Source organism: Methanohalophilus sp. DAL1 (assembly GCF_001683555.1).
Taxonomy (GTDB): domain Archaea; phylum Halobacteriota; class Methanosarcinia; order Methanosarcinales; family Methanosarcinaceae; genus Methanohalophilus; species Methanohalophilus euhalobius.
On sequence record NZ_MAFX01000009.1, the window covers coordinates 13,438 to 35,272 of the forward strand.

22 protein-coding genes and 2 pseudogenes are annotated in these 21,835 nt (G+C 42.5%); 10 read left to right on the forward strand and 14 right to left on the reverse strand.

The window, feature by feature from the left end; all coding sequences use genetic code 11:
• Window position 1: 1 nt before the first annotated feature.
• The 5 genes from A9957_RS02445 to A9957_RS02465 form a co-directional block, all read right to left on the reverse strand.
• Window positions 2-1,537 (reverse strand): UvrD-helicase domain-containing protein, encoded by a 1,536-nt coding sequence (locus A9957_RS02445; protein WP_292343068.1) that lies wholly within the window; start codon window positions 1,535-1,537, stop codon window positions 2-4.
• A gap of 132 nt (window positions 1,538-1,669) precedes the next feature.
• Window positions 1,670-2,305: a hypothetical protein gene (locus tag A9957_RS02450; RefSeq protein WP_292343069.1), complete on the reverse strand. Its 636-nt coding sequence runs from the start codon at window positions 2,303-2,305 to the stop codon at window positions 1,670-1,672.
• Window positions 2,302-2,454, reverse strand: a complete 153-nt coding sequence (locus A9957_RS02455; RefSeq protein WP_292343071.1) for a hypothetical protein — start codon at window positions 2,452-2,454, stop codon at window positions 2,302-2,304. Before A9957_RS02455 ends, A9957_RS02450 begins: the two co-directional genes overlap by 4 nt.
• Before the next feature lie 38 nt (window positions 2,455-2,492).
• On the reverse strand, window positions 2,493-2,840 hold the full coding sequence (locus A9957_RS02460; protein WP_292343072.1) for a hypothetical protein: 348 nt from the start codon (window positions 2,838-2,840) through the stop codon (window positions 2,493-2,495).
• Window positions 2,837-3,001: a hypothetical protein gene (locus tag A9957_RS02465; protein ID WP_292343073.1), complete on the reverse strand. Its 165-nt coding sequence runs from the start codon at window positions 2,999-3,001 to the stop codon at window positions 2,837-2,839. Before A9957_RS02465 ends, A9957_RS02460 begins: the two co-directional genes overlap by 4 nt.
• Window positions 3,002-3,275: 274 nt before the next feature.
• Between A9957_RS02465 and A9957_RS02470 the strand changes: the two genes are divergently transcribed.
• Window positions 3,276-3,911, forward strand: a complete 636-nt coding sequence (locus A9957_RS02470) for a hypothetical protein (RefSeq protein WP_292343074.1) — start codon at window positions 3,276-3,278, stop codon at window positions 3,909-3,911.
• A 141-nt stretch (window positions 3,912-4,052) separates the two neighbouring features.
• Here A9957_RS02470 and A9957_RS02475 read toward each other — a convergent pair whose 3' ends face one another.
• Window positions 4,053-5,189 (reverse strand): site-specific integrase, encoded by a 1,137-nt coding sequence (locus A9957_RS02475; protein ID WP_292343082.1) that lies wholly within the window; start codon window positions 5,187-5,189, stop codon window positions 4,053-4,055.
• A 21-nt stretch (window positions 5,190-5,210) separates the two neighbouring features.
• Between A9957_RS02475 and A9957_RS02480 the strand changes: the two genes are divergently transcribed.
• The 4 genes and pseudogenes from A9957_RS02480 (at window position 5,211) to A9957_RS02495 (ending at window position 10,562) form a co-directional block, all read left to right on the forward strand.
• Window positions 5,211-5,414: a hypothetical protein gene (locus A9957_RS02480; protein WP_292343075.1), complete on the forward strand. Its 204-nt coding sequence runs from the start codon at window positions 5,211-5,213 to the stop codon at window positions 5,412-5,414.
• Window positions 5,415-6,251: a metallophosphoesterase gene (locus A9957_RS02485; RefSeq protein ID WP_292343077.1), complete on the forward strand. Its 837-nt coding sequence runs from the start codon at window positions 5,415-5,417 to the stop codon at window positions 6,249-6,251. It begins immediately after the preceding gene.
• Window positions 6,251-9,076, forward strand: a complete 2,826-nt coding sequence (locus A9957_RS02490; RefSeq protein WP_292343078.1) for a DEAD/DEAH box helicase — start codon at window positions 6,251-6,253, stop codon at window positions 9,074-9,076. Before A9957_RS02485 ends, A9957_RS02490 begins: the two co-directional genes overlap by 1 nt.
• 61 nt (window positions 9,077-9,137) lie before the next feature.
• Window positions 9,138-10,562: pseudogene (locus tag A9957_RS02495) on the forward strand (ribulose-bisphosphate carboxylase).
• An 84-nt stretch (window positions 10,563-10,646) separates the two neighbouring features.
• Here the strand turns inward: A9957_RS02495 and A9957_RS02500 are convergent.
• Genes A9957_RS02500 through mpgP form a run of 3 tightly spaced genes read right to left on the reverse strand, consistent with a single transcriptional unit; the run spans window position 10,647 to window position 13,253 of the window.
• A complete protein-coding gene (locus tag A9957_RS02500; protein WP_096711412.1) occupies window positions 10,647-11,870 on the reverse strand; it encodes a glycoside hydrolase family 15 protein in 1,224 nt (407 codons plus the stop codon).
• A 5-nt stretch (window positions 11,871-11,875) separates the two neighbouring features.
• Complete coding sequence (locus tag A9957_RS02505; RefSeq protein WP_096711413.1) at window positions 11,876-12,406, reverse strand: hypothetical protein; 531 nt, start codon at window positions 12,404-12,406, stop codon at window positions 11,876-11,878.
• Between the two features lie 22 nt (window positions 12,407-12,428).
• Window positions 12,429-13,253 carry a mannosyl-3-phosphoglycerate phosphatase gene (gene mpgP / locus A9957_RS02510; RefSeq protein WP_105460069.1) on the reverse strand — a complete coding sequence of 275 codons (825 nt, stop codon included), beginning with the start codon at window positions 13,251-13,253 and terminating at the stop codon, window positions 12,429-12,431.
• 445 nt (window positions 13,254-13,698) lie between these two features.
• Between mpgP and A9957_RS02515 the strand changes: the two genes are divergently transcribed.
• The 3 genes from A9957_RS02515 to pyk are packed head-to-tail and all read left to right on the forward strand — an operon-like array spanning window position 13,699 to window position 17,309.
• Window positions 13,699-15,651 (forward strand): diphthine--ammonia ligase, encoded by a 1,953-nt coding sequence (locus tag A9957_RS02515; RefSeq protein WP_164908991.1) that lies wholly within the window; start codon window positions 13,699-13,701, stop codon window positions 15,649-15,651.
• Entirely contained in the window at window positions 15,644-15,841 is a 198-nt protein-coding gene (locus A9957_RS02520; RefSeq protein ID WP_096711416.1) for a hypothetical protein, read from the forward strand. The genes A9957_RS02515 and A9957_RS02520 overlap by 8 nt, the downstream gene beginning before the upstream one ends.
• Window positions 15,842-15,875: 34 nt before the next feature.
• Window positions 15,876-17,309 (forward strand): pyruvate kinase, encoded by a 1,434-nt coding sequence (gene pyk, locus A9957_RS02525; protein ID WP_096711417.1) that lies wholly within the window; start codon window positions 15,876-15,878, stop codon window positions 17,307-17,309.
• A gap of 2 nt (window positions 17,310-17,311) precedes the next feature.
• Here the strand turns inward: pyk and A9957_RS02530 are convergent, their stop codons facing one another.
• The 4 genes from A9957_RS02530 to A9957_RS02545 form a co-directional block, all read right to left on the reverse strand.
• On the reverse strand, window positions 17,312-18,388 hold the full coding sequence (locus tag A9957_RS02530; protein WP_105460066.1) for a (Fe-S)-binding protein: 1,077 nt from the start codon (window positions 18,386-18,388) through the stop codon (window positions 17,312-17,314).
• A 112-nt stretch (window positions 18,389-18,500) separates the two neighbouring features.
• Window positions 18,501-18,632, reverse strand: a complete 132-nt coding sequence (locus tag A9957_RS02535; protein WP_258082533.1) for a hypothetical protein — start codon at window positions 18,630-18,632, stop codon at window positions 18,501-18,503.
• A 61-nt stretch (window positions 18,633-18,693) separates the two neighbouring features.
• Window positions 18,694-19,257: a DUF2953 domain-containing protein gene (locus A9957_RS02540; RefSeq protein ID WP_258082543.1), complete on the reverse strand. Its 564-nt coding sequence runs from the start codon at window positions 19,255-19,257 to the stop codon at window positions 18,694-18,696.
• 87 nt (window positions 19,258-19,344) lie between these two features.
• Window positions 19,345-19,752 (reverse strand): GerW family sporulation protein, encoded by a 408-nt coding sequence (locus A9957_RS02545; RefSeq protein ID WP_096711420.1) that lies wholly within the window; start codon window positions 19,750-19,752, stop codon window positions 19,345-19,347.
• Window positions 19,753-19,969: 217 nt separating this feature from the next.
• On the opposite strand from A9957_RS02545, the gene A9957_RS02550 reads away from it, so the two are divergent.
• The gene (locus A9957_RS02550) at window positions 19,970-20,527 is read left to right on the forward strand and encodes a flavodoxin family protein (protein WP_096711421.1); all 558 of its coding nucleotides are present in this window, start codon (window positions 19,970-19,972) and stop codon (window positions 20,525-20,527) included.
• Window positions 20,528-20,579: 52 nt separating this feature from the next.
• Here A9957_RS02550 and A9957_RS02555 read toward each other — a convergent pair whose 3' ends face one another.
• Window positions 20,580-21,143: a class I SAM-dependent methyltransferase gene (locus A9957_RS02555; RefSeq protein WP_292343080.1), complete on the reverse strand. Its 564-nt coding sequence runs from the start codon at window positions 21,141-21,143 to the stop codon at window positions 20,580-20,582.
• A 118-nt stretch (window positions 21,144-21,261) separates the two neighbouring features.
• On the opposite strand from A9957_RS02555, the pseudogene A9957_RS02560 reads away from it, so the two are divergent.
• Window positions 21,262-21,798 (forward strand): annotated as a pseudogene (locus tag A9957_RS02560) (GNAT family N-acetyltransferase).
• Window positions 21,799-21,835 lie beyond the last annotated feature (37 nt).

Below are 21,835 nucleotides of genomic sequence, written 5' to 3' on the forward strand. Positions count from 1 at the left end.
GTTATCGCACCCCTGGAAGCGGGAAATTATCACCCTTATCTTTCACAATAACAAGATCCTTCTTTGCTCTGGTGATACCAACATAGAATACCCTGGCTTCCTCTGCCCGATCCCGCCGCATTCCTTTTTTGATATTCTTGGTTATCCCAGTATGTAAAAATACCTTATCGGCTTCTAACCCTTTACTTCCATGAATTGTTGTTAAGGTGGTTGCCTGTACATCCTGCCATTTAACCGGCTTGCTGTACCTTTTTAAAGCATTCTGGAATTTAGCCCGCTTTAATTCCCCTTTGTGGGACATGTGGCTAACCGGGTCAGGTGATTCAAGGATCTTATAGAGGGATTCCCCACCGAATAAAGGCCCGTAATCTTCCCGCTGTTCTTTTTTAATGTCTGCCCGGATACTTTTTTTAGTACCACCATGTGCAAACACATTAAGTGGGAATTGTTCAAGAAGGGCTAACATCTCATACTTGGATATAATCAGCCTGTTGTCGCTCTGCTTGGCCCTTATCAGGACGTTTAAAACCGCTGTTTCCTGTTCCGTCCAACCACTAATACCATCCCATAATATCCCGTTTCGGGCCATTTCATGGGCTATGGCGGGGGCTTGATAGTTGGATCTTACCAGATGGAATACTGTATTATCTGTTGTTCCTTGCCATGTACCGGTATCTTTCAAGTATTTTGTATGGTTCTGATGGGTTATTGTTCCTTTATGTTCCCCTGCTTCAATTTTAGGGGCTTCCATCTTATCCCGGCCTGCAACCTTAACCGCATATTCCCATATCTGCCTGGGCAACCTGTGCGACCTTTCAAGGATCACATGTTCCGCTTGGAAATGTTGGAAATAATCAGGAGATCCTCCCCAAAAACTATAGATTGATTGGAGGGGGTCACCTGCAATTACTACATTTTTTATTTTTCCTGCCCACATCTTGAAAATATCATATTGTAAGGCTGTAAGGTCCTGAAATTCATCAACCATTAAAATATCACAATCAGGAATTAACCGCTGTTTCAGGACCTCTGTAAGCATATCCGTGAAATCAAGTTTTCCATGTTCCCGTTTCCATTGATCATATGCTTTCAGGGCCTCTTCTGACCGTTTCCGGGATAGTTTGATTTTATCCCACCCTGGGAACTTCACCATATCCTTTACCGGCCTTTTGGTGTTATGTAGCCAACCGTAGCAGTCTACAAGGCCCTTACTCTTTGAGGGTGTAAGGCCATCCCTTACAGGGGGTGTAAGGGCGTATCCTGTTTCTTGTTGGAATTTTGTATAATCGGCTGGCTGCATTACATCCGCATAACCCTTACTCCCCAATAAACGATAGCAAGCACCATGAATTGTATTAACCGTATCCTTCTGTACTTCTATCCCTGTAAGGTCCGTTAGCGTTGCCCGGATGTTGTCCGCTGTTTCGTTTCTAAAAGAAACAACTAATTTCCTTGCTTCCGGTTTTTGTAGGTAGTGCCCTGTTAAGGTGTAGGTTTTTCCTGTTCCAGGTGCCCCCCATATTGCAAGGTGCCCCATTAAATCACCCCAATCCTTACACCTATAAGGACTATTTTTTTAAAAAAGGGGTGTAAGGGTGTAAGGGTGTAAGAATATAGTAGACCGGTAGCGTTTAGCCACATTACACCCTTTTCAAATGGTGTAAGGGTTTTACTGTTCATCTTCCTCACCCCTTGCCTTCATGAATTCGTCACGATCAAAAAACCAACATCTTCTGGATCCTCCGTTAATCCATACAACATTATCATTATCTGATTTCTTGATCTTCTTACCCTTACGGTTCAAAATATCGCTTGCCTTGCCTATATTGACCTGGTTAGAAAAATCCTCTTTCAATAACTCCCGGACAACCGAAGATAAAACAATTATTTCCCTTCCGTCATCCCACAAATATAGGCCACCGTCTAGCGGGTCTAGGTCGTTCTTATCATCTGTGACTTCACCATCATTAACAATTTTCTCATATAGAAGATCGGTAACAATTAAGTCCGAATCTTCCACATATCCGCCATCCTCGGCTAGGTCAGCGATATGTTCAGCGATCCTTAACCATTCGCCTTTTTCAAATGGAAGTATCTTGTTAAAATGTTTAAAAAATTGCTTCACAAATGCACTCGGTGATGTCATTTTATCCGTATCAATAACTAAAATATGGCCGCTGACATGGATATAAAATTCATCAGGGGCTTTTGTTGTTGCCCCTTTTGCTCGGATGACCTTTTCAATGAGTGGTAGGACAATATCCGAAGATGTCGGCCTGCTTGGTGTTTCAATACTTATACTCATTTAGGACCACCCCCGGCCAGTGTTGGAAGGGTGACACCTGCACAATATAGCCATACCTTCCCATGTGTCACCGTCTGGATCATCAAAAGCAGTATCTTTTTTATACTTTGAAGTTCTATTGTAAGTATCAGTTCTCCAACGACAAACATGTTTGGGGGTACTCACCATTCCCCCAACCACCATACTTTTACTCCCCACTTGAAACACCCCCGAACATAACCATTCGTTTGTCGTTTTCATTCTGAGAGCGAAGGGCTTTAAGCGATTTTTTGCCCCTTTCTATGATTATTTCCCTTTCTTCCTCGGGCTTATCTTCCCATGCTTTCTTACCTGCGTATTCCCTGCGAGTAAGTCCACCATAAGGTAGATTTGGATATTTTGCCCCGATCCGTGACCTTATGCTTTTAGCAAGGGTACATTTTGTTTCCTGGTCCTCTCTAACTGAATCCTGAAAGTTATAATCTGGTGATAAAGGACACTTATTAACAGAACATTTTAGAAATCTGGGGCATTCCTGGAAGGCTTCATCTTTCATGCTTCCACCTCTTGCCCGGATTTCTTGTCAATAATATCAACCATCATTTTTTGTAAAGGGTCGCCAAATTTGCGCCACTTTTCCAACACATCGGGATATTCTTCTTTTAGTTCCCTGCATTGGTCCGATATTGTTTTATCCTTAAAAGTAGAATTAGTCACTTGCACATTCCCCCCGTGGAATGGTTGCGGCTCCGGTTTCTGTGTTGGTTTGGTCGCCTGCAGAAATCGGAGTTAATACTATCTTGTTTTCAATGCTCTCAATCATCATGTAGGTGTGTGGGCCGTATCCCCTTTCCCTACATTCGTTTATGGGTAGGGTTACAGCAAGTGCGCCGTTTCCTACCTCGTGTATTTTTCTTACGTGCATAGGTATTAACCTCGATTAATAGAATGATGAAAACTTATAAATAGTTTACTGAACCTATACGTAACTATGAGCGATATAATAGAGCATTTCATAAAAAGAACGGTTAAATTTCAGATTGTAGAACAGTTAAACGAAAATGAAGAAATGAGATTTGGGGAAATAAAGAAAGCACTTGGTAATAAAAGTGGCAATATCATAAATCGAGAATTAAAAACTCTTATGGAAACCGAACCGCCGCTAATTATTAAATCAGAAAACAAAACGTATTTTTTAAATGCAGAACACCCGGATCTTGAGAAATTATTATTATCCCTTAGGATGATACCGGAAAATATAGAAACGTTCCCAACTGTAGTTTTTGAAGATGATGAAAATCCAAATTTGGGCTTTGGTCTATATGTAACAACTGAAGAAACAGATGGTTTTGAAGATGATTTAAAACGACTCTTTGAAGATGAAGATATCTGCCTTGCGATTGAGGAAATTTATAGGCGAATATTACAGCAAAAAATCTGGCGGGTTTTAGAAAATAAGTTAGCATCCGGAGATATAGAAAAAGATGAAATAAAGATCACCAAAGAGGGTGGTATTTTGCCAGGTAGTAGCGAAAGGGTACATAAAATATTACAAGAAACTTTGGAAGGCATGTTGGATATTCATATTGTTTCACATAAAACAATGTCTTCAAAAAAGCAAAATTAAGAATGCTCTGGTATCAAATCCGGAAATTAGCGGCAATTTACATCAGGTTAAAGGGTTATGTGATTGTCTGCGGAGTGTCGTTTTAGGTTTAGTATTATAGTATAATAAAAGAACTGCCGCCGCTTCCGTTTACTTAGTATATTATTTCAATAATTCTGGGTTGTTTTGTAATATCTCGGCGATCTTCTGGGAAAGGTCCTTTTCTCGGTTCTCTATTTGTTTTGTTAATGGCAAACCACAAAACCCACAATATACGGCATCCGGTGGGATCATCTTATGACACCTTGGGCATTCATCAGCCTTTAACCGTGTGTCCCTTTCCTCAACCTTTATTCCGTTCTTCTGAAGGATAGCGCTGTCCATATCACGGCCCGACAAGTGCACATATACGGCGGCCATAGTACTGTCTTGGGTCCAACCTAAGTACTGCTTCATTTGCTGTTCTGTAAAGTCCTTGGCTAGCTCTGTAGCCTGTGCGTGCCTGAATGAATGCGGATTGATCTTTTTCTTTATCCCTGCTCTCTTAGATGCATTCTTTATTACTGCCCTGAAAGCGGCCTGTGTTATCCTGGGATGTGTTTGTCCTCGTATCTGACACCATAACCATGAATCCCTATTGTGCCTTTCTGGGTGGGTGATAAGCCATTCATTAAGGTACATGCTGGAAAACACAACAAGTATCTTCCTTCCCCCTGTCTTGCCTTGTGGGAAGTGCACATAGGCCCCGTGTTCGTTAAATTCTATATGCTTGATCTTTAGGGCGATAATTTCCCCTAACCTCGCCCCGGATTCATACAGAAGTGAAATAAGGGCTTTATCTCTTGGATTCAATGCACCGTCAATCAATGCGGCCACATCATCACGAGTTAGAAGATCCTCTGGAAGTTTGGCTTTATTTCTCGGCCTTCTAATCTTCATATCCTTGGTGAGATCCTCACGGCCTGCAAATTCCAGGAATTTCTTTAATACCAAAGTGTATGACTTCAGGGTCCTTTCACTCTTGCCACTATCTGCAAGAGTTATTAACAAATCTTCTAAATCTTCCCCTGTCAGATCATCAATAGATTTGTCAATCAATGGAAGTACTGCCCTTAATCCCGTTACATTATTCCTTGTAGTGTGTACGCTTGTACCTGAAACACGATAGGAATTTATGAATCGTTTAACAAGTTTAGCCCTTTCATCACTACATTTATCTAAAAGTTCATCCAATCCCCTATCACAGGATGCCTTAATCCGCTCTTCCTCACTGTTGTAGATCTTAGGGTATTCTGCCATTTTCACACCTTAAATATATTTATGGTACAAACAGAATATATAACTTTCATTATTCCCAGCAAACAAAAATTCTCCCAACAGCAGGCAGTAAAGGATGCACGCAGTCCGATGTATAACCGTCTGATAGAAGTACATGAAGACCTCAAAGGTATTGACAGTAAATTGCAGGACCTATCGGACAGACTTGATGAACTTGAAAAAAACCAGCGTCCGGGAAAAGAATAAATGACAATCGATATCGAGCCTCTATTGGATGAACCTGCCTTGCTGGTAAAGGGCCAATCCCGCACCCTTGTACTCTCAGACCTCCATATAGGTATCGAATGGGACCTCTACAAAAGTGGTTTCCTGGTTCCCAGTGGTCTTGAAAGGCGACTCAAAAAGATAGAGGGTTATATCGAGCAGACCAAACCCGAGAGGATAGTATTGCTGGGTGATATAAAGCACAATGTCCCACAAATTTCATGGCAGGAGCGGGATGAAATACCCATGTTTCTCGAAAAACTCGCCCTGCATGCAGAAATCGATATTTTCCCGGGCAATCATGACGGTGGGATTGAATTCCTGCTGCCAAAAAACAAACGTATTCACCTCCACCCTTCCAGAGGTGACATAATTGAGGAGGTTGGATACTTCCACGGCCATACATGGCCCGATCCAAAACTCATCACAGCACAACATTTAATTGTAGCCCACAATCATCCGACCCTGCGAATCACCGACAGCCTGGGATATTCCACATCCGAACAGGTCTGGGTGAAAACTAAATTGAATCATGAAAAACTAAAAAACCATTTTGAAAAGATCGGTGTTGATATGCCGGAAAGTGACACACAACCTGATGTTGTAGTGATCCCCGCATTCAATGAACTCTGCGGAGGGGTAGCTTTTAACGAAGCGATTCTTGATGACCTGCTCGGGCCTGCATTCTCTTCAGGTTCCATTGACGTGGCAAACGCCGATATCTACCTGCTTGATGGAATGTACATGGGTAAACTGAAGGATATAAAAAAACTCAGTATTACGAAAAAGCGTAAAGGCAAAAGGAGGAAGGGCCTGTGATGGATACGGTATTTGGCCAGTTACATCCCCATATCAGAAAAGCTCTTGCAAAACAGCAATTCCATACACCCACCCAACCCCAACAAGAGTCTATTCCACCCATCCTGCAAAGCAAGAATGTCCTGCTTATTGCACCTACCGGTTCGGGAAAAACCGAGTCTGCTATCCTTCCTCTTTTTGATCATATCCTTTCCAAAAAACCAGAGGAGAGGAAAGGCATTTCTGCTCTATACATAACACCCCTGAGGGCACTGAACCGTGACATGCTTCACCGCATACAATGGTGGGGTAAGGAACTAGGTATCAAGGTCATGGTGCGACACGGGGATACCAGCCAGTATGAGCGCCAGAAGCAATCAAAAAATCCTCCGGACTTATTAATTACTACTCCTGAAACCCTGCAGGCAATGTTTACAGGTAAAAGGCTGCGCAAAAACCTGGAAGATGTCAGTTTTATCGTGGTGGATGAGATTCACGAACTTGCAGAATCCAAAAGGGGAGCACAGCTGGCTATCGGGCTGGAAAGACTGGTAGAATTATCAGGTGAATTCCAGAGAATAGGCCTTTCTGCAACTGTCGGCAATCCTGATGTTGTGGCAGCTTTCCTTGCAGGGGCAGAAAGGGACATGCAGATAGTAAAAGTGGAGATGCTCAGCCTGCTCAAGTTCAACGTGGTAACCCCTCACATGGAGGATGAAGATCTCAAAACCGCACACCAAATAGGATGTTCTGCGGAACTGGCCACACATCTGCGCTGCATTCAGGATATTGTAATGCAGAAAAAATCCACCCTGATTTTTGTCAACACACGTCAAAGTGCCGAAGTGCTTGCATCGGGTTTCAGGATGCTGGACCTGCCCATCGGGGTACACCACGGCTCCCTGTCCTATGAAGCCCGTCTGGAAGCGGAAGAGAACTTCAAGAACGGGGATTTGAGAGGCCTGATCTGTACATCCTCGATGGAATTGGGAATCGATATCGGTAGCGTGGATCATGTAATCCAGTATGGCTCTCCCAGACAGGTTGCCCGGCTGCTGCAAAGGGTTGGCAGGGCGGGACATCGCATTCATGAAATTTCGGAAGGAACGATCATTGCACTGGAATTTGATGATATCGCCGAAAGTATGGCCATCGTTGGAGCTGCCAGGGAAGGTCGGGTGGAGGATATTTCTCCCCAGAGCGGGGCCCTGGATGTAATCGCCAATCAGCTTTCAGGTATCGTGCTGGACTTCGGGGATATAGAGATTTCCCGTATACTTTCCATTCTCAGGCGAACCTATCCTTTCAAAGATTTAAGCCTGCAGGCGCTGGAAAAGATCGTGGAGCAGGTAACATATAACAGGCTTGTGTGGCGGGATAAAGGTTCCAGTATCATCAGTCGGCGTAAAAGGAGCTGGCAGTATTACTACCAGAACCTTTCCATGATCCCGGATGAGAGAAAGTTCGAGGTTTATGATATCGTCACCGGTAAGGCGGTCGGGACACTGGATGAGGCCTTTGTGGTAAACTTTGCCAATCCAGGGGCTATTTTCATAACCCGGGGAGAGGTGTGGAGAGTACTGGAACTCGATCCTGAACGGGGGCGCATAAAGGTTGAACCGGTGCGAAGTATGGGGGAGATCCCCAGCTGGGTCGGAGAAGAAATACCCGTTCCCTTCGAGGTGGCACAGGAAGTCGGGAAACTACGCCGGGAAACTGCAGACCTTATTGCAACAGGTGCACAAGAGGAGGAAATCATCAATACATTGATGGAACGTTATCCTGTGGACAAATATTCAGCAGATGGGTTTTTCCGGCTAATCAAAAAACATGTGGATCAGGAATGCCCGATGCCACATGACCGACAGGTCATTATCGAGAAGCAAGAGGATGGAATGGTTATCAATGCATGTTTCGGGCACAATACCAACGAAACCCTGGGCAAGGTACTGACAGCCCTGCTTGCGGCCCGTTTTGGTAGCAGTGTGGGACAGGAAACAGATCCCTATCGCATTAAACTAGCCCTGCCGGTAAGTTTTCGTGCCGAACAGGTACGCTCCATGATAGTCGATACACTTCCCGAACATGTGGAACCCATTCTGGAGATGACACTGAAAAATACCTCCCTTTTGAAATGGAAGATGGTACAGGTAGCCCGTAAATTCGGTGCCATCAGTAAAGACGTGGACTACGACAAGATCAGCATGAAAAAACTTATCGACATTTACGAAAACTCGGCTATGTACGATGAGGTATTACGAGAAATTTTCCACAATATGCTGGATGTAAGTCGCACAAAGGAAATACTGGAAAAGGTGCAGCAGGGAGAAATCAACATCGCAACAGGCCCTCCATCTCCTCTGGGAGGAGCGGGATTCGATGCGAAAAAAGACCTGATAGCACCGGAAAGAGCTGAAGGTTCGATCATAACAGCACTGAAAAACCGTATTGAAAATGACAGGGTAATCCTGTTCTGTGTACACTGTACTAAATGGATATCCCGTCGCAAAGTGAAAAATGTGCCTGAGAACATTGTGTGTCCTATATGTGAATCTAAAATGGTGGCTGCCCTGAAACCCTGGGAGGAAGAGGAAATCAAACTGGTTAAGAAAAAAGATCGAATAGATTCAAAAGAGGACCAAAAACGCATCCAGAAAGTATTTCGTAATGCCAACATCGTAATGACACAGGGAAGGACTGCGGTTGTGGCCCTGGCAAGCCGTGGAGTAGGTCCTGAAACCGCCACCCGTATTATCCAGAAGATGCAGGTGGATGAGGAAGGTTTCTACAAAGACATCATGGAAGCCGAACGCAACTATGCGAAAACGAAACGTTTTTGGGGTTAATAAATTCTGCATTTTGTTTCCTTCCAAAAACTAAAATACATTACAAACTGTTATTCTTACCATGAGCTCAACTATTGAAGAGTTAGTCCAGTCATTGAATCCCAAACAGCAAGGTTATGTGAACCTCGAATTGCCCGACCCGACCAACGGTGAATACCTGCTTACTGTTTTCAGGCTTGTTCCCGGAGGGGAGATGAATATGCTACAGGCAGCTGCTGAAATCGCAGCGGAATCATCAACTGGTACGAATTTCAGGGTAAATACCGAGACGAAGTTCTCAAAGGTCATGAATGCCCTGGTCTATCAGATGGATCTGGAAAGAGAACTTGTGTGGATAGCCTATCCCTGGAGACTATTTGACAGGGGAGGCAATGTACAGAACATCCTGACCTATATCGTGGGAAACGTCCTGGGAATGAAAGAAATATCTGCCCTCAAACTGCTGGATGTCTGGTTTCCTCCCTCAATGCTTGAACAATATGACGGCCCCGGTTTCACAGTCGATGACATGCGCAGTTATCTCGGAGTTTACGACAGGCCAATTCTCGGTACCATCGTAAAACCCAAGATGGGGTTGACCTCTGCCGAATATGCTGAAGTCTGCTATGACTTCTGGGCAGGCGGCGGGGATTTTGTCAAGAATGACGAACCACAGGCCAATCAGGACTTCTGTCCCTACGACAAGATGGTAAAGCATGTAAAAGAAGCCATGGACAAGGCAGTAGAGGAAACGGGAAAGAAAAAAGTCCATTCATTCAATGTCTCGGCACCGGACTTTGACACCATGATCGAGCGCTGCGAAATGATCAGGAATGCAGGGTTTGAGCCTGGAAGTTATGCTTTCCTCATCGATGGTATTACCGCCGGATGGATGGCTATCCAGACAATCAGAAGGCGGTATCCCGATGTTTTCCTGCATTTCCACAGGGCTGCCCATGGTGCCTTCACACGCCCAGAGAATCCCATAGGTTTTTCCGTGCTGGTACTGTCTAAATTCGCACGTCTGGCAGGCGCCTCCGGCATCCACACGGGTACTGCAGGAGTCGGAAAAATGAAAGGAACTCCAGAGGAAGATGTAGTTGCAGCCCACGGTATTCAGTACCTGAGTTCACATGGCCATTTCTTCGAACAGAGCTGGGCCAAGATCATGGAAACGGATAAGGATGCTATATAGCTTGTGAATGAAGACATAGCCCATCATGTCATCCTGGAAAAAGACAGCTGGAGAGGCATGAAAAAATGTTGTCCAATTGTTTCCGGAGGATTGAACCCCGTCAGGCTGAAGCCTTTCATCGATGTAATGGGTAACGTTGATTTCATCACGACCATGGGATCAGGAGTACATGCACATCCGGAAGGAACACGATCAGGAGCCAAAGCACTGGTACAGGCATGTGATGCCTACCTGCAGGGAATCGATATCAGGGATTATGCCAAAAATCACAGGGAACTTGCCCAGGCTATTGAATTCTTCCCGGAAAAATAAAATCGTATAATTGGGAAGTGCTTCCTGTGCGTGCAATTGCTGCGGGCCTAAAATGACGGCTTCGCAGCAATTTGCCAGAAAAAATCAGTCGTACTTATTCATGTAATTTTTATAGGCCCGGATATATTCGGCATGGGGCCAGATCAGAGGAGTCGTGACATATGCAAGTCCATCCTTCCACTTGGGGTGAGCACGGACATGTTCTATCATTTTCATCTTGCTGTCCCTGAGAATTTTGGCATTGGTATAATCCTCCAGCCACAACTCAAACCGTTCTATAGTTGATATATGTTCAGGCAACTGGTACTCATGAGCCATATCAACCACCCATCCCAGATACATTTCTGCCATTTCTTTTTGATCAATATTTATGAAATGGTTTGCAAGCTCACAGGTAAAATGACACCAGGGGCCATAGCCACCATTATTCCGATCCCAGTGTTCAGGGTAACGGTTCAGGCCGCCAATTTCCTTATCCCATAAATTATCATGAATTCGTTTTACAGTAGACTTTATCTTGACATCCGAATCCGGGAGAAGGCCGAAATAAGCAGGTGCATATTCCACAGCATCCACATCAATAACACTGGAGGCAAATGCATCATAACCTATTGGATTACTGCTCTTATCCTTCACACGGATACATTTTATAAAAGAACGCCTTCGGGGACTGTAGAGTCGTGTCATGATGGCATTCCTGACCTTTCCTCCTTCTTCCTTCCACTTTGAGACGTCCTTGCCCAGGGCCTCGCCCATCTTCACAGCTTCCAATACACCCGCACAGCATGCACAATTGGCATAAATCTCAAAACCATGCTCATAAGCCGGATATTCATGAATACTGTTAACCGTATGAATAAGATCAACTTCTTCATTTTTATTCATCAGGATAAAACCGACTGCTTTTTCGACAATGGGCCAGTATTCTTCGATGAACTTCTTATCAGCCATCTTATCAAAAAATGAGCCACCTGTGGCCTCGAAATACTTCCCCAGCGCATAAAGGATAAGACCGTTTCCGTCTATCTGCAAATCCTTGTAACTTGCATCATTGCCGTCTATATCATACCGCTGGGAAAACTCACCCAGAGGCTTTTGCGCATTCAATATAAATTCGAGCCCTCTGCGGGCCTGGTCCATAAGGTCAGCATCTATTGCACCAAGGATATCCATCGAATGATCCCTCGGATAGATGAAAGGATATCTTGTACCGGGAGGACTTGCATAAAATCCACCCTTTTCATGCTGATTTTCACTGAGAATCTTGACACTGTTTTCATAAAGCCTGTGGGCTTCCAGATAATTCAATAGGATCACTCCTCTTCAGGATATTCGATTTTAAATACGGAAAACGATTTATCAAGATAGCCGGAAACTTCATCCTTAGAGATGCCGGACCTAGCAATAGCCTGCTCATTATATTCTTTTGTATTACTTACAGGTGATTTGCTACCCAGATGAAGGAGTTTGGCACCTGCCAGCTCAGCACGTCTTTTACTATAGCTATTATGCAATATACCCACGGCACTGGAAAGTGCAGGATAGTTCCAGCCTTCTTCAGATTGGTGTTTCTGATTCCTGACAAAATCGATTAGTTGCTGGTATTCTTCTGGCCTTTCCCCATATATTTCTATAAATTCTACAAGGTCATTGCCAAATGGGCATACAGGCAAATAGTTTATGTTGTCGTCCCTTGCACCCTCAAATCCTGGACCTTCAATCTCAGCAAGCCTATAACCAATGGATTCAATCCAGTGGTAAGTCTTTTCCGGCCCTACCATATCCACCATTTCTATAATGCCCACAAGAAAAGCCTTGGGAAGCATATTTTCAAGTCGTATCACAATAATTCCCCCTGTTCTAAGATCAAACTATATCTCTGTTCTCATTAGATCCGATTAATTTAATAATTGCACGGTTCCATCCCTCAGGCCCTATGCCTTCAACCCTGTTTATATCATCATCCTCTATGGAAGGATCATGTTTACCATCTGGTTTCTGGACAAGGAAAGCCACATCCACCGTCTGTAACATGGGCAGGTCATTCTGACTATCTCCCAACCCCACACTTACCACAGAGGGATGAATTTTCCTGTATAATTCAGTCAATATCGAAACTGCCATTCCTTTATCATTATCTCCCATCAAATGCCAGTATCTTCCGCCTCTGGTGAAATTCAACCCCTGCGCAAGAATGTGCTCTTTGAGCAGTTCTGTTCCTGAATCATCTTCCATTTTAAAGGCTTCATCATATTCCCTTTCTTTGGCAAGTGTTGCAGATTCAATGCCAAGACCCGTATCCTCACTTACCTCTTCAGCGTTAAGGTCACCAAAACCAGTAATTGGGAGAGAGGTACGATCTCGAATAATCGAAAGTACCCTGCGAAGCTCTTCATAGCGGGTTCCAAGTTCAATTATTTCATAATCCTCATTTTCGCTTGTATACTCATAATCTACATTGAAATAGCCACGGGGGATGAAAATAGCCCCCCCATTTTCAGAAATAAAAGGATGATGAATATTTAGTTCCTTAACATAAACCTCTATTTCAGCGCGGGTCTTACTGGTACAGATAATCAGGGGAATGTCCTTTTGAGCAAGCAATTTTATTGCATCAAGGGCAGCTTCATATGAATAGGTATCATGATCGATCAACGTACCATCAAGATCGGTAAAAATAATATATTTCATTTTTAAACACTCCCTCACAGGTATCACATTATAGTACCAAAGCTCTGTAAACATATCTGATTGCTATTATTATCTCTGTAGATTTCATTTGTTAGAAGAAGTATGTGAACTACACCACGCTTACGCATGGTGCTTCCTGCTTCATTCTTTGAACTTATATTCACGTATGCCTTTGACACTATTTATACTTTGTACCAAAACAACAAAAAGACGCATTCATCTCCTCCCTTAGGGGAGGAGTCTTCTGCTTATTCAGATAAACAAAGACAACGTTTACCAATTACATGGACAAGAAATAATAAGTGGACAGGTATTACTTCACATGATGCAAAAGCTAATTTCAATATTCAACCCCCATATGGGTATTGCAACAAAAAGTAACATCATTAATAAAATCGGGAAAGGACAAACTGAAATTATAATGCCCACTGCAAATCATTTAGTAATGAAAATACAAGGAAAATCCAATACAAATGGAAATAAAAAATCAGCTATAACTATTGTAGATAATGGTTTATGTGAAAGTAAATCTCATGTCCTTGCAGAGAAACTGGACACTCTCCTGAAAGATGATAATGGGAAACTGCAAGATCCGGGACTGTATATCGAAGATTTAAAGAGAGACTTAATTGGTGGTTTTGCTTTCATAACAAGAAGCAATAAGTGGATTACCTGTGCAACTGATGTGCTAGGAGTGAAATCTCTATGGTATTCTACAGAAAATGGCTTTGCAGTTGCATCTGAAAAAAAATATCTTGAAATGACTGGTTACTATAATATTGAAAAAGTTGACCCGCGAAGTACCCCTAGTTATGATACCGAAGAGGGAACATTACATACATACAGTACCTATGAACTGAAACCATCAGTTGAACCTGCAACAAAGCAACCTGATGAAATCATAGAAGAATTATATCGGCTGCTTGGAGAATCTGTAAGCAGGTGTCTTCCTCCTTCCAGGATAGGAATTTTGTTTTCCGGAGGTGTGGATTCCACACTTGTAAGCATGCTGTGCAAAAAATATAGCAAGCAAGATATCTGTTGCTATGTAGCAGGACTTGAGAATGAGATACAAGCACCCGATGTACAGCATGCACGAAAAATAGCAAACGAGCTGGAGTTGCCTCTGAAAATTATTGAAGTATCTCTCGAGGAAACAGAAGAAATCCTAAAAAAAATCGTTCCCCTGATAGAAACTACAAGTGTACCCATGGCGGGGGTTGCCCTGCCAACTTATATAGCAGGTCGGGCAGCAAAAGAGGATGGGATCAACGTTCTTTTTACAGGTAGTGGGGCAGATGAAATGTTCGGTGGCTATAACAGGCACAAAAAAGCAACTGACCTGAACAGTGAATGTCTGAAGGATACACTCAACATCCATCTAAAAGATACTTATCGGGACGGTTTGATTGCATCCGAACTGGAGCTGGACTTACGCTCCCCTTTTCTGAACAGGCACGTTGCAGAATACGCTCTGGGAATCCCTGCTGCCCTTAAGCTTAATGAAAAAGGCAATAAGATGATACTGCGCCAGGTGGCTGAAAGGGCTGGAATTCCTGCAGAATTTGCACTCAGGAATAAAAAGGCTGCCCAGTATGGGAGCAAGTTTGACAGGGCTATCGAAAAACTTGCAAAACGAACTGGTTATAAAAATAAAACGGATTATCTGAAGAACATGGAAAAAAATTACAAACCCAAACTTGGAGTACTGTTCAGTTCGGGAAAAGATAGTCACTTTGCAATGTACAAAATGAAAGAGGCAGGATATCCGATCGAATGCCTGATAACAGTAAAAAGCAAAAATCCGGATTCCTATATGTTCCATACACCCAATATCAATATGGCATCCCTGCAATCCGAAGCCATGGGGATTCCCCTTCTTGAACAGGAGACAGCAGGGGAAAAGGAAGTTGAGCTTGATGATTTGAAAAAAGCAATCGAGAAGGCAAAAAAAGAATATGGGACCGAAGGAGTTGTAACCGGTGCCCTGTATTCAACTTACCAGAAAGAGCGAATAGAAGGTATCTGTTCAGAACTCGGAATGTATGTGTATTCACCTCTATGGCATATGGACCAGGAAGAAGAAATGCACAAATTGCTGGAAGAAAAATTTCATTTTCTATTCAGTAGCATAGCAGCTTATGGTTTAAACAACAAGTGGCTGGGTAAAGAAATTACCAAAAATGAGATCGATGAACTGGTAAAACTAAATGATAAAATAGGGCTGAATGTCGCCGGAGAAGGAGGAGAATTTGAAAGTTTTGTTCTTGACTGTCCCTTATATTCCAGAAGGATAGAAATAAAAAAGAGCACTGTCATAAATATTGATGAGTATACTGCACGCCTTAATATAGAGGATGCTATACTTGTACAAAAGGACAGGACACAAAATGAGTGATTATATGCCTACACCATCAAATGAACCAAAACAGATTAAGAAAAAAGAAGAAGAGCCGGGGGAAACTGCTGATGAGGAAATCGATGACTGGTGTGAACTTGTAAGCGGTGATGAACAGGAAGCAACAGAAACTGACCGCGAGATGAAAGAATGGTGCAAGGGAACTACATCCAAAAAGGAAGAAAAGTAATGGTTACCCTTCCTACAAACACATGAGTATAAATATGAAACTACCAGATCACCGTACCAAAATTGTATGCACGATTGGCCCGGCTTCCAGTCCCGAACCCGTACTCAGGCAATTGATACTTAAGGGGATGAATGTAGCCAGGATTAATTTTTCTCATGGTGATCTGGAAAAACACAGGGAAGTTATCCAAAGGATACGTAGTTTATCAACTGAGTTGGGAGTAACTGTGGCAATCCTTGCAGACCTGCCGGGCCCCAGAATAAGGGTTGGAGACCTGGAAAATGAACCTTTAACTCTTGAAAAGGGAGATACTGTTTATCTTACCCCTCTGGATATAGATGGTGGGAAAAACATCATACCGGTAAATTACAAAAGGCTTTATGAGAGTGTAAGCCCGGGTAGCAATGTATTTCTCAATGATGGTTTTATCCAGCTTAGATGTCTGGGTAATACCGATAAAGGGGTAGAATGCAAGGTTGAAATCGGGGGTTATCTCACATCCCACAAAGGAGTGAATTTGCCAGGCTCCCGGATCTTTCTGGATGCTGTTACGGATGATGACCTGAGATTCATGAAGTTTGCCCTGGAGGAAGGAGTAAACATATTCAGCCTCTCATTTGTAGAAAGTGCATCTGATATTGAAAAGTTGCGACAATTTGCCCAGCAGCATGGTGAGTCCATTTATGTCGTGGCAAAAATAGAAAGGGAAGAAGCGGTAAAAAACATAAATGATATTCTTGAGCATACCGATGCCATAATGCTTGCAAGAGGGGATCTGGGAGTGGAAACTCCGATCCAGCAAGTGCCGGTTTTGCAAAAAGAGATTATACATAAGGCAAACCTGCGGGGCAAACCTGTCATTACTGCAACACATATGCTTGAGTCAATGACAGAAAATATTCGTCCGACACGTGCAGAGGCCACTGATGTGTCCAATGCAATACTTGACGGAACCGATGCCCTGATGTTATCCGGGGAAACGGCAGTCGGAAAATACCCGATTGAAACCGTGTTGATGATGACTGGAATCGCTTCAAGGACCGAAAAATGGAGGAATGAAACTGGCTGGGGAACTGAATTGCTTACAAAAGGCATTGATGAACTTACCATGTCAGTTAGTGATGTTATTGCCCTGCAGGTTTACCAGGCCATCAAACGTTTGAAAGTAGACCACACTGTAACACCCACCATTTCCGGCCAGACTCCGCGCAGGATTTCCCGATTTAAACCCGATTGCTGGATATTCGCTATGAGCAGAAGCCAGGAAATATGTGAAACCCTTGCCCTTTCATATGGGGTTTATCCTATATATTCCCCGAATAAAGGTGGCAGCTGGGAACAAACTGCCTCTACATTGCTGAAAGAAAATCAGATAGCATCGGTGGGTGATCTTATAGTATTCACAGAAGGCCAGTCTCCCGGTAAGCCGGGAGGGACCAATATGCTGAAAATTTTTCAGATTGAATGATTTTAAAGTGTTTGTTCTGCAAGTAACGTAGAGATGTCTTTTATCGCTGGTTTTGGTTCTCCTGAAACACTTTCCAGATGATACTGGCAAAAGGGACAGTAGCTTACAAGTGTCTTGCCTTCCTGAAGGTTTTCAAGGGTTAGATTTGCTATCTTACCGGAAATTTCCGGGAAATTGGGTTTGACACCTGCCGGTGCACCACAACAAACCGTACCTTCAAACAGTTCTTTTATGGAATATCCCATAGCTGAGATCAATTGTCTGGGAACATTCTTTTCTTTCCTCATGGGACATGCATCCCTCAGAGAAACCGTACCTGTGGTCTTACGTGGCTGCAGTCTGCCTTCCCTGACAAGCTCACTGAAGAGGTCAAGAGAAAATACCACTTTGAATTCCGGTTTTTTGCCTAATTTTGCATACTCTTTCCCGATGACCTCGTAACATCCCGGACATGAGACTACCAGTTTTTTTATTCCCTGTGATTCGATGTAATCCACATATTTACGTGCATGTTCTGCAGCTTCATCCAGATGACCGTTATCAATCAGGAAAAGGCCACAGCATTTTTCCTCTTTAAGTAACATGGGTTTGATATCTGCAGCATTCAGTAATCGGATCGTTGAGCGTGCAATCTCCGGCTGAGCAAAGGATGCCCAGCAGCCACCCATGTAAGCAATTTCTGATTTTTCAGCGATTACCAGATCATTGGTTACCCAGTCAAAACGATGAGCATCGTCCATATGTCCCGGCACATTATTTACAAGAATGTTCTGACAGATCTTTCCGGTTTTCTCCGGTTCCCTGCCCTGCTCTGCGAGCAGTTGTCTTTCCCTCTGTATAATATCCGTGATTGGAATGTCCACAGGACAGACATCATCGCAGGCACCACAGCGTGTCGAAAGATACACATTGTTCATTTCGTCTTCTGTAAGTTCTTTTCCTGCTTCAATACGGTCAAGCAGGGATATTTTAGCCCGGGGCGTAAAAGAATCATTACCCGTAACTTTTGTAACAGGACATACATCAAGACATTTGTTACATTCGATACATGAATCTGCAAATTCCTGTAAATTTATCATAATCTACCTCTGAATATCTTCTGTTATAAAATTATGTTTTCGTATATTAATAAATAAGTAATTAGTTGTACAAAAATAAGAAAAAATATCAGTTAATATACATCAGCCCCAGTTACTGATGATGTGCCTTCCTGGCAGTTTCGTCATCATTGCCGTAATCTGTACAACCTATTACCAAAAATCGGCTCAACAGGATTTCAAGTACAATCATTGTCTTTTTCACATAATCCCCCTTAATGTCCATTACAAAATAATGTGTCCTGTAGAATTATAAATATGCTGCTTAAATTTTGGCATTTAATGGGTCAATATTTATTCTTCAAAGATATCCACAGGTTTTTGATCACAACCTTTTTGGAAAAAAACCGTAGTAATCCCGGCATAAATCTGTACAGCCTGATACGAAAACTTCCAGAGGCATCTATTTCTAAAAATTCATTATTAAAACAGGGAACAATCTGATAATTACATTGAGGGCAACTGCGCTTAACTATTCCAAGAGCCGCATGTAAAAATCCACACAGAATGCCTGTATATGCGGGATCATCAAAACCATATCTCATATCAAGAGAAAGAGAACGAAAATGGATAGCTTTTAAGATATCTGATACAAACCTGAAGAGGGGATTTTTTATCTCAAAGAAAATAGAAGAATACGATGACAGATCATTTACAATCGTTGGATTGTATTTTACCGAACGATCTGTTTTAATTTCATCCTCTTGTTCTTCATTTTTTTTATTGCTGGAAGGTTTGATATTTCTGGAGATTCCCAACCAGGTTATTTTCAGGTTTGTTTTGTAACTGTTTCTTTCTAATGTAAACCTGAATGTTACATCAAATGCGACAAAAAGGAATAAAATTGCCACTACCAAAAGCAGCAAAATTACAGAAAAAATAATCATAGGCCACATAGACCCGGATACTTAAATTGCCCGTCTCCTAACGGAAACAGGTTAGTCTTTTTCCTCATTATCTGACTCGTCTTTTACTTCTTCAGGTCTGTCAGAGGCATGCTTATTCCCTTTCATTCCTTTGAATTTCCCGATTAGTTCCGGAACTGCTTCAATGACCTTATCAATATCGCCTTTGCCGGATACACGCAACAACTTTACGTCTTCTTCAGATATAACAAGAAATGCAACAGGATCTATTTTTGCACCTGCACCGCCGCCGCCACCAAAGCTCGATTCGGTTGCACTTTTCTTACCTTCACCGCCACCGCTACCAAAACCAAAGGATACTTTGCTGATGGGTATGATAGTTTTTCCACCTGCTTCCATAGCTTCCCCTACAACGGTTTTAGTGCTGACCAGTCTCTCAAGTTCCTCAGAGACCTCTTTCATTACATCTTCTACTCCCATATTGACACTCCCTGATATTCGATAGTTTTTGATATAATAAGATGGGTACTGTTACTTAAAAAGATAATCCAGCATTTTCTGGAGGTGAAAAACTTATAGTTACATGTTAAACAGAAGTATGTGATAAAACTTAAGTATATAAACACATACTTACACATCATATTATGTTTCTAAAAGAAATTGAAAATAATTATTAAAGCCAGATGGATGTGGAACAATGAAAGTTGTAGGTTTTGTAGGAAGCCCACGTAAAGATGGGAATACAGATGTACTTGTACAGCAAGTTCTTGACGGTGCCTCTGAGAACGGTGCAGATGTCAGGAAATTCAACATCAATGCGATGGATTTTACGGGATGTCAGGCATGCGGCTACTGTAAAGTCCATGAAAGATGCAAACTCGATGATGATATGGAAAAAGCTCTGGATGCAATCATTGATGCTGATGGTATTGTTTTTGGCTCACCCATTTATTTCGGCCAATTTACCGGACAGGCACGCTCATTCATAGACAGGTTATATTCCCTGATTAATCCGGATTTCTCTCCGCGTATCAATGCCGGTAAAAAACTTGTATTGGTGGGTTCCCAGGGGTTCCCCGAAAAGAATCAGTACAAACCGGTATTTGAAGAATTGGGAGGGCTGATGAACCAGTTTTTCGGAATGGAAATCAAGAATACATTGCTTGGTACCGGATACTATGAGCCCGGAGCAGTCAAAGATAACACTGAATTAATGGATGAGGCAAAAACTGCCGGAAAAGAATTGCTCGACTGATTACCAACATTCCTGCCTGTGTATTTTCATATCACAGGCATAAATTTACTTCTTACTTACGGAAAACACCGGTATAATGTGGCCATCTGAAATACTCCCCATGCCTGCCGGAAAGTTCTGAAAGACCTGCTTTTTTCATATGTTCTACAATTTCTACAGGGGACAGGCCATGATCATGCTTGGTTGGCTCCCGGATGTAGACAAGACCGGTTCCCTTAAGTTTGCCTGCAAGGGAGTTTAATATTTCCTGTCTGTCCTTTTCCTCAATATCATGGAGGACAAAATGAATGAAAACGGAATCAAAATAATTATCAGGCAGATCTGCATCTTCGATCTTTTCACAGATAAACTCAACGTTGGAAAAGTCCTTCATCCGTTTTTTTGCTTTCTCCAGCCAGAAAGCAGAGGTGTCAATGCAAACCAGATTGCCGCTGTCTGAAAGGGCGTTTGCTATATGCTTTGAAACAGCGCCTCCTCCGCATCCAAAATCCAGAATATTTTCATCACCTTTCAACTGTAGACCCTGAATATATTGCTTATAGCGGAAACTTCCCAGACGGTTCCAGAGCACTTCCATTCGCAACTTTTCAAAAAAGCCAGGGTTATCAAAGCTCATGTAATATAATCAATAATCTATTTCATTAGTTTTTCGCCAAATTCCAAACATTGCAATATAATTTTCTTTGATATCAGCAACGGTAAAATACATAAGTCTTTGAACCATGTGTATATCCATGCCAGCAAGAATACATGAAATCATAGAATCCAAAAGGCTTGTCATAAGGCCGCTGGAGGAGAAAGATTTTACTGGTTTTCACAGGTTTATTTCAAATGATAAAGCTACAAAATATTTTTTCTTCAGCCAAAAACCTGCATCCTATAAAGATACTCGCAGGTTTTTCCGTAAAACGATGAAAAACTACGATGAACCAGATCAGGTCTATGCCTATACTGTTGCAAAAAAGAGCAGTGATGAATTTGTCGGTTCTGTTGGAATGCTTCCTGACCCGGATAAGGGAGCTTAGCAGGTTTACTGGTCCATTTTACCAAAACACTGGAACCGGGGATTTGCAACCGAGGCTATCCAAATATTCTTGCATCACGCTTGCCGCAAACTGGATTGCAAGCAGTTCATCGCTTTTTCGCATGAGGATAACATTGCTTCCAGGAAAGTTGCTAAAAAAATCGGTATGAAAAATGAAGGACCTACAAAGGTAAAAGGGGTTAAACATAGACCCCTGCGCTATACACTGGACAATTGTCAATATTGAATATGGACATTCAATCGACCAATTTCAATTAAAAGAA

Bases quoted from the DNA above. Each gene is read 5' to 3' on its own strand.
- A9957_RS02455 (WP_292343071.1), bottom strand. From the start codon at position 2,454: ATGTTTGTCGTTGGAGAACTGATACTTACAATAGAACTTCAAAGTATA.
- A9957_RS02445 (WP_292343068.1), bottom strand. From the start codon at position 1,537: ATGGGGCACCTTGCAATATGGGGGGCACCTGGAACAGGAAAAACCTAC.
- A9957_RS02475 (WP_292343082.1), bottom strand. From the start codon at position 5,189: ATGGCAGAATACCCTAAGATCTACAACAGTGAGGAAGAGCGGATTAAG.
- A9957_RS02490 (WP_292343078.1), top strand. From the start codon at position 6,251: ATGGATACGGTATTTGGCCAGTTACATCCCCATATCAGAAAAGCTCTT.
- A9957_RS02470 (WP_292343074.1), top strand. From the start codon at position 3,276: ATGAGCGATATAATAGAGCATTTCATAAAAAGAACGGTTAAATTTCAG.
- A9957_RS02460 (WP_292343072.1), bottom strand. From the start codon at position 2,840: ATGAAAGATGAAGCCTTCCAGGAATGCCCCAGATTTCTAAAATGTTCT.
- A9957_RS02450 (WP_292343069.1), bottom strand. From the start codon at position 2,305: ATGAGTATAAGTATTGAAACACCAAGCAGGCCGACATCTTCGGATATT.
- A9957_RS02530 (WP_105460066.1), bottom strand. From the start codon at position 18,388: ATGATAAATTTACAGGAATTTGCAGATTCATGTATCGAATGTAACAAA.
- A9957_RS02485 (WP_292343077.1), top strand. From the start codon at position 5,415: ATGACAATCGATATCGAGCCTCTATTGGATGAACCTGCCTTGCTGGTA.
- A9957_RS02515 (WP_164908991.1), top strand. From the start codon at position 13,699: ATGAAAATACAAGGAAAATCCAATACAAATGGAAATAAAAAATCAGCT.
- A9957_RS02550 (WP_096711421.1), top strand. From the start codon at position 19,970: ATGAAAGTTGTAGGTTTTGTAGGAAGCCCACGTAAAGATGGGAATACA.
- A9957_RS02520 (WP_096711416.1), top strand. From the start codon at position 15,644: ATGAGTGATTATATGCCTACACCATCAAATGAACCAAAACAGATTAAG.
- mpgP (WP_105460069.1), bottom strand. From the start codon at position 13,253: ATGAAATATATTATTTTTACCGATCTTGATGGTACGTTGATCGATCAT.
- A9957_RS02535 (WP_258082533.1), bottom strand. From the start codon at position 18,632: ATGGACATTAAGGGGGATTATGTGAAAAAGACAATGATTGTACTTGAA.
- pyk (WP_096711417.1), top strand. From the start codon at position 15,876: ATGAAACTACCAGATCACCGTACCAAAATTGTATGCACGATTGGCCCG.
- A9957_RS02555 (WP_292343080.1), bottom strand. From the start codon at position 21,143: ATGAGCTTTGATAACCCTGGCTTTTTTGAAAAGTTGCGAATGGAAGTG.
- A9957_RS02545 (WP_096711420.1), bottom strand. From the start codon at position 19,752: ATGGGAGTAGAAGATGTAATGAAAGAGGTCTCTGAGGAACTTGAGAGA.
- A9957_RS02480 (WP_292343075.1), top strand. From the start codon at position 5,211: ATGGTACAAACAGAATATATAACTTTCATTATTCCCAGCAAACAAAAA.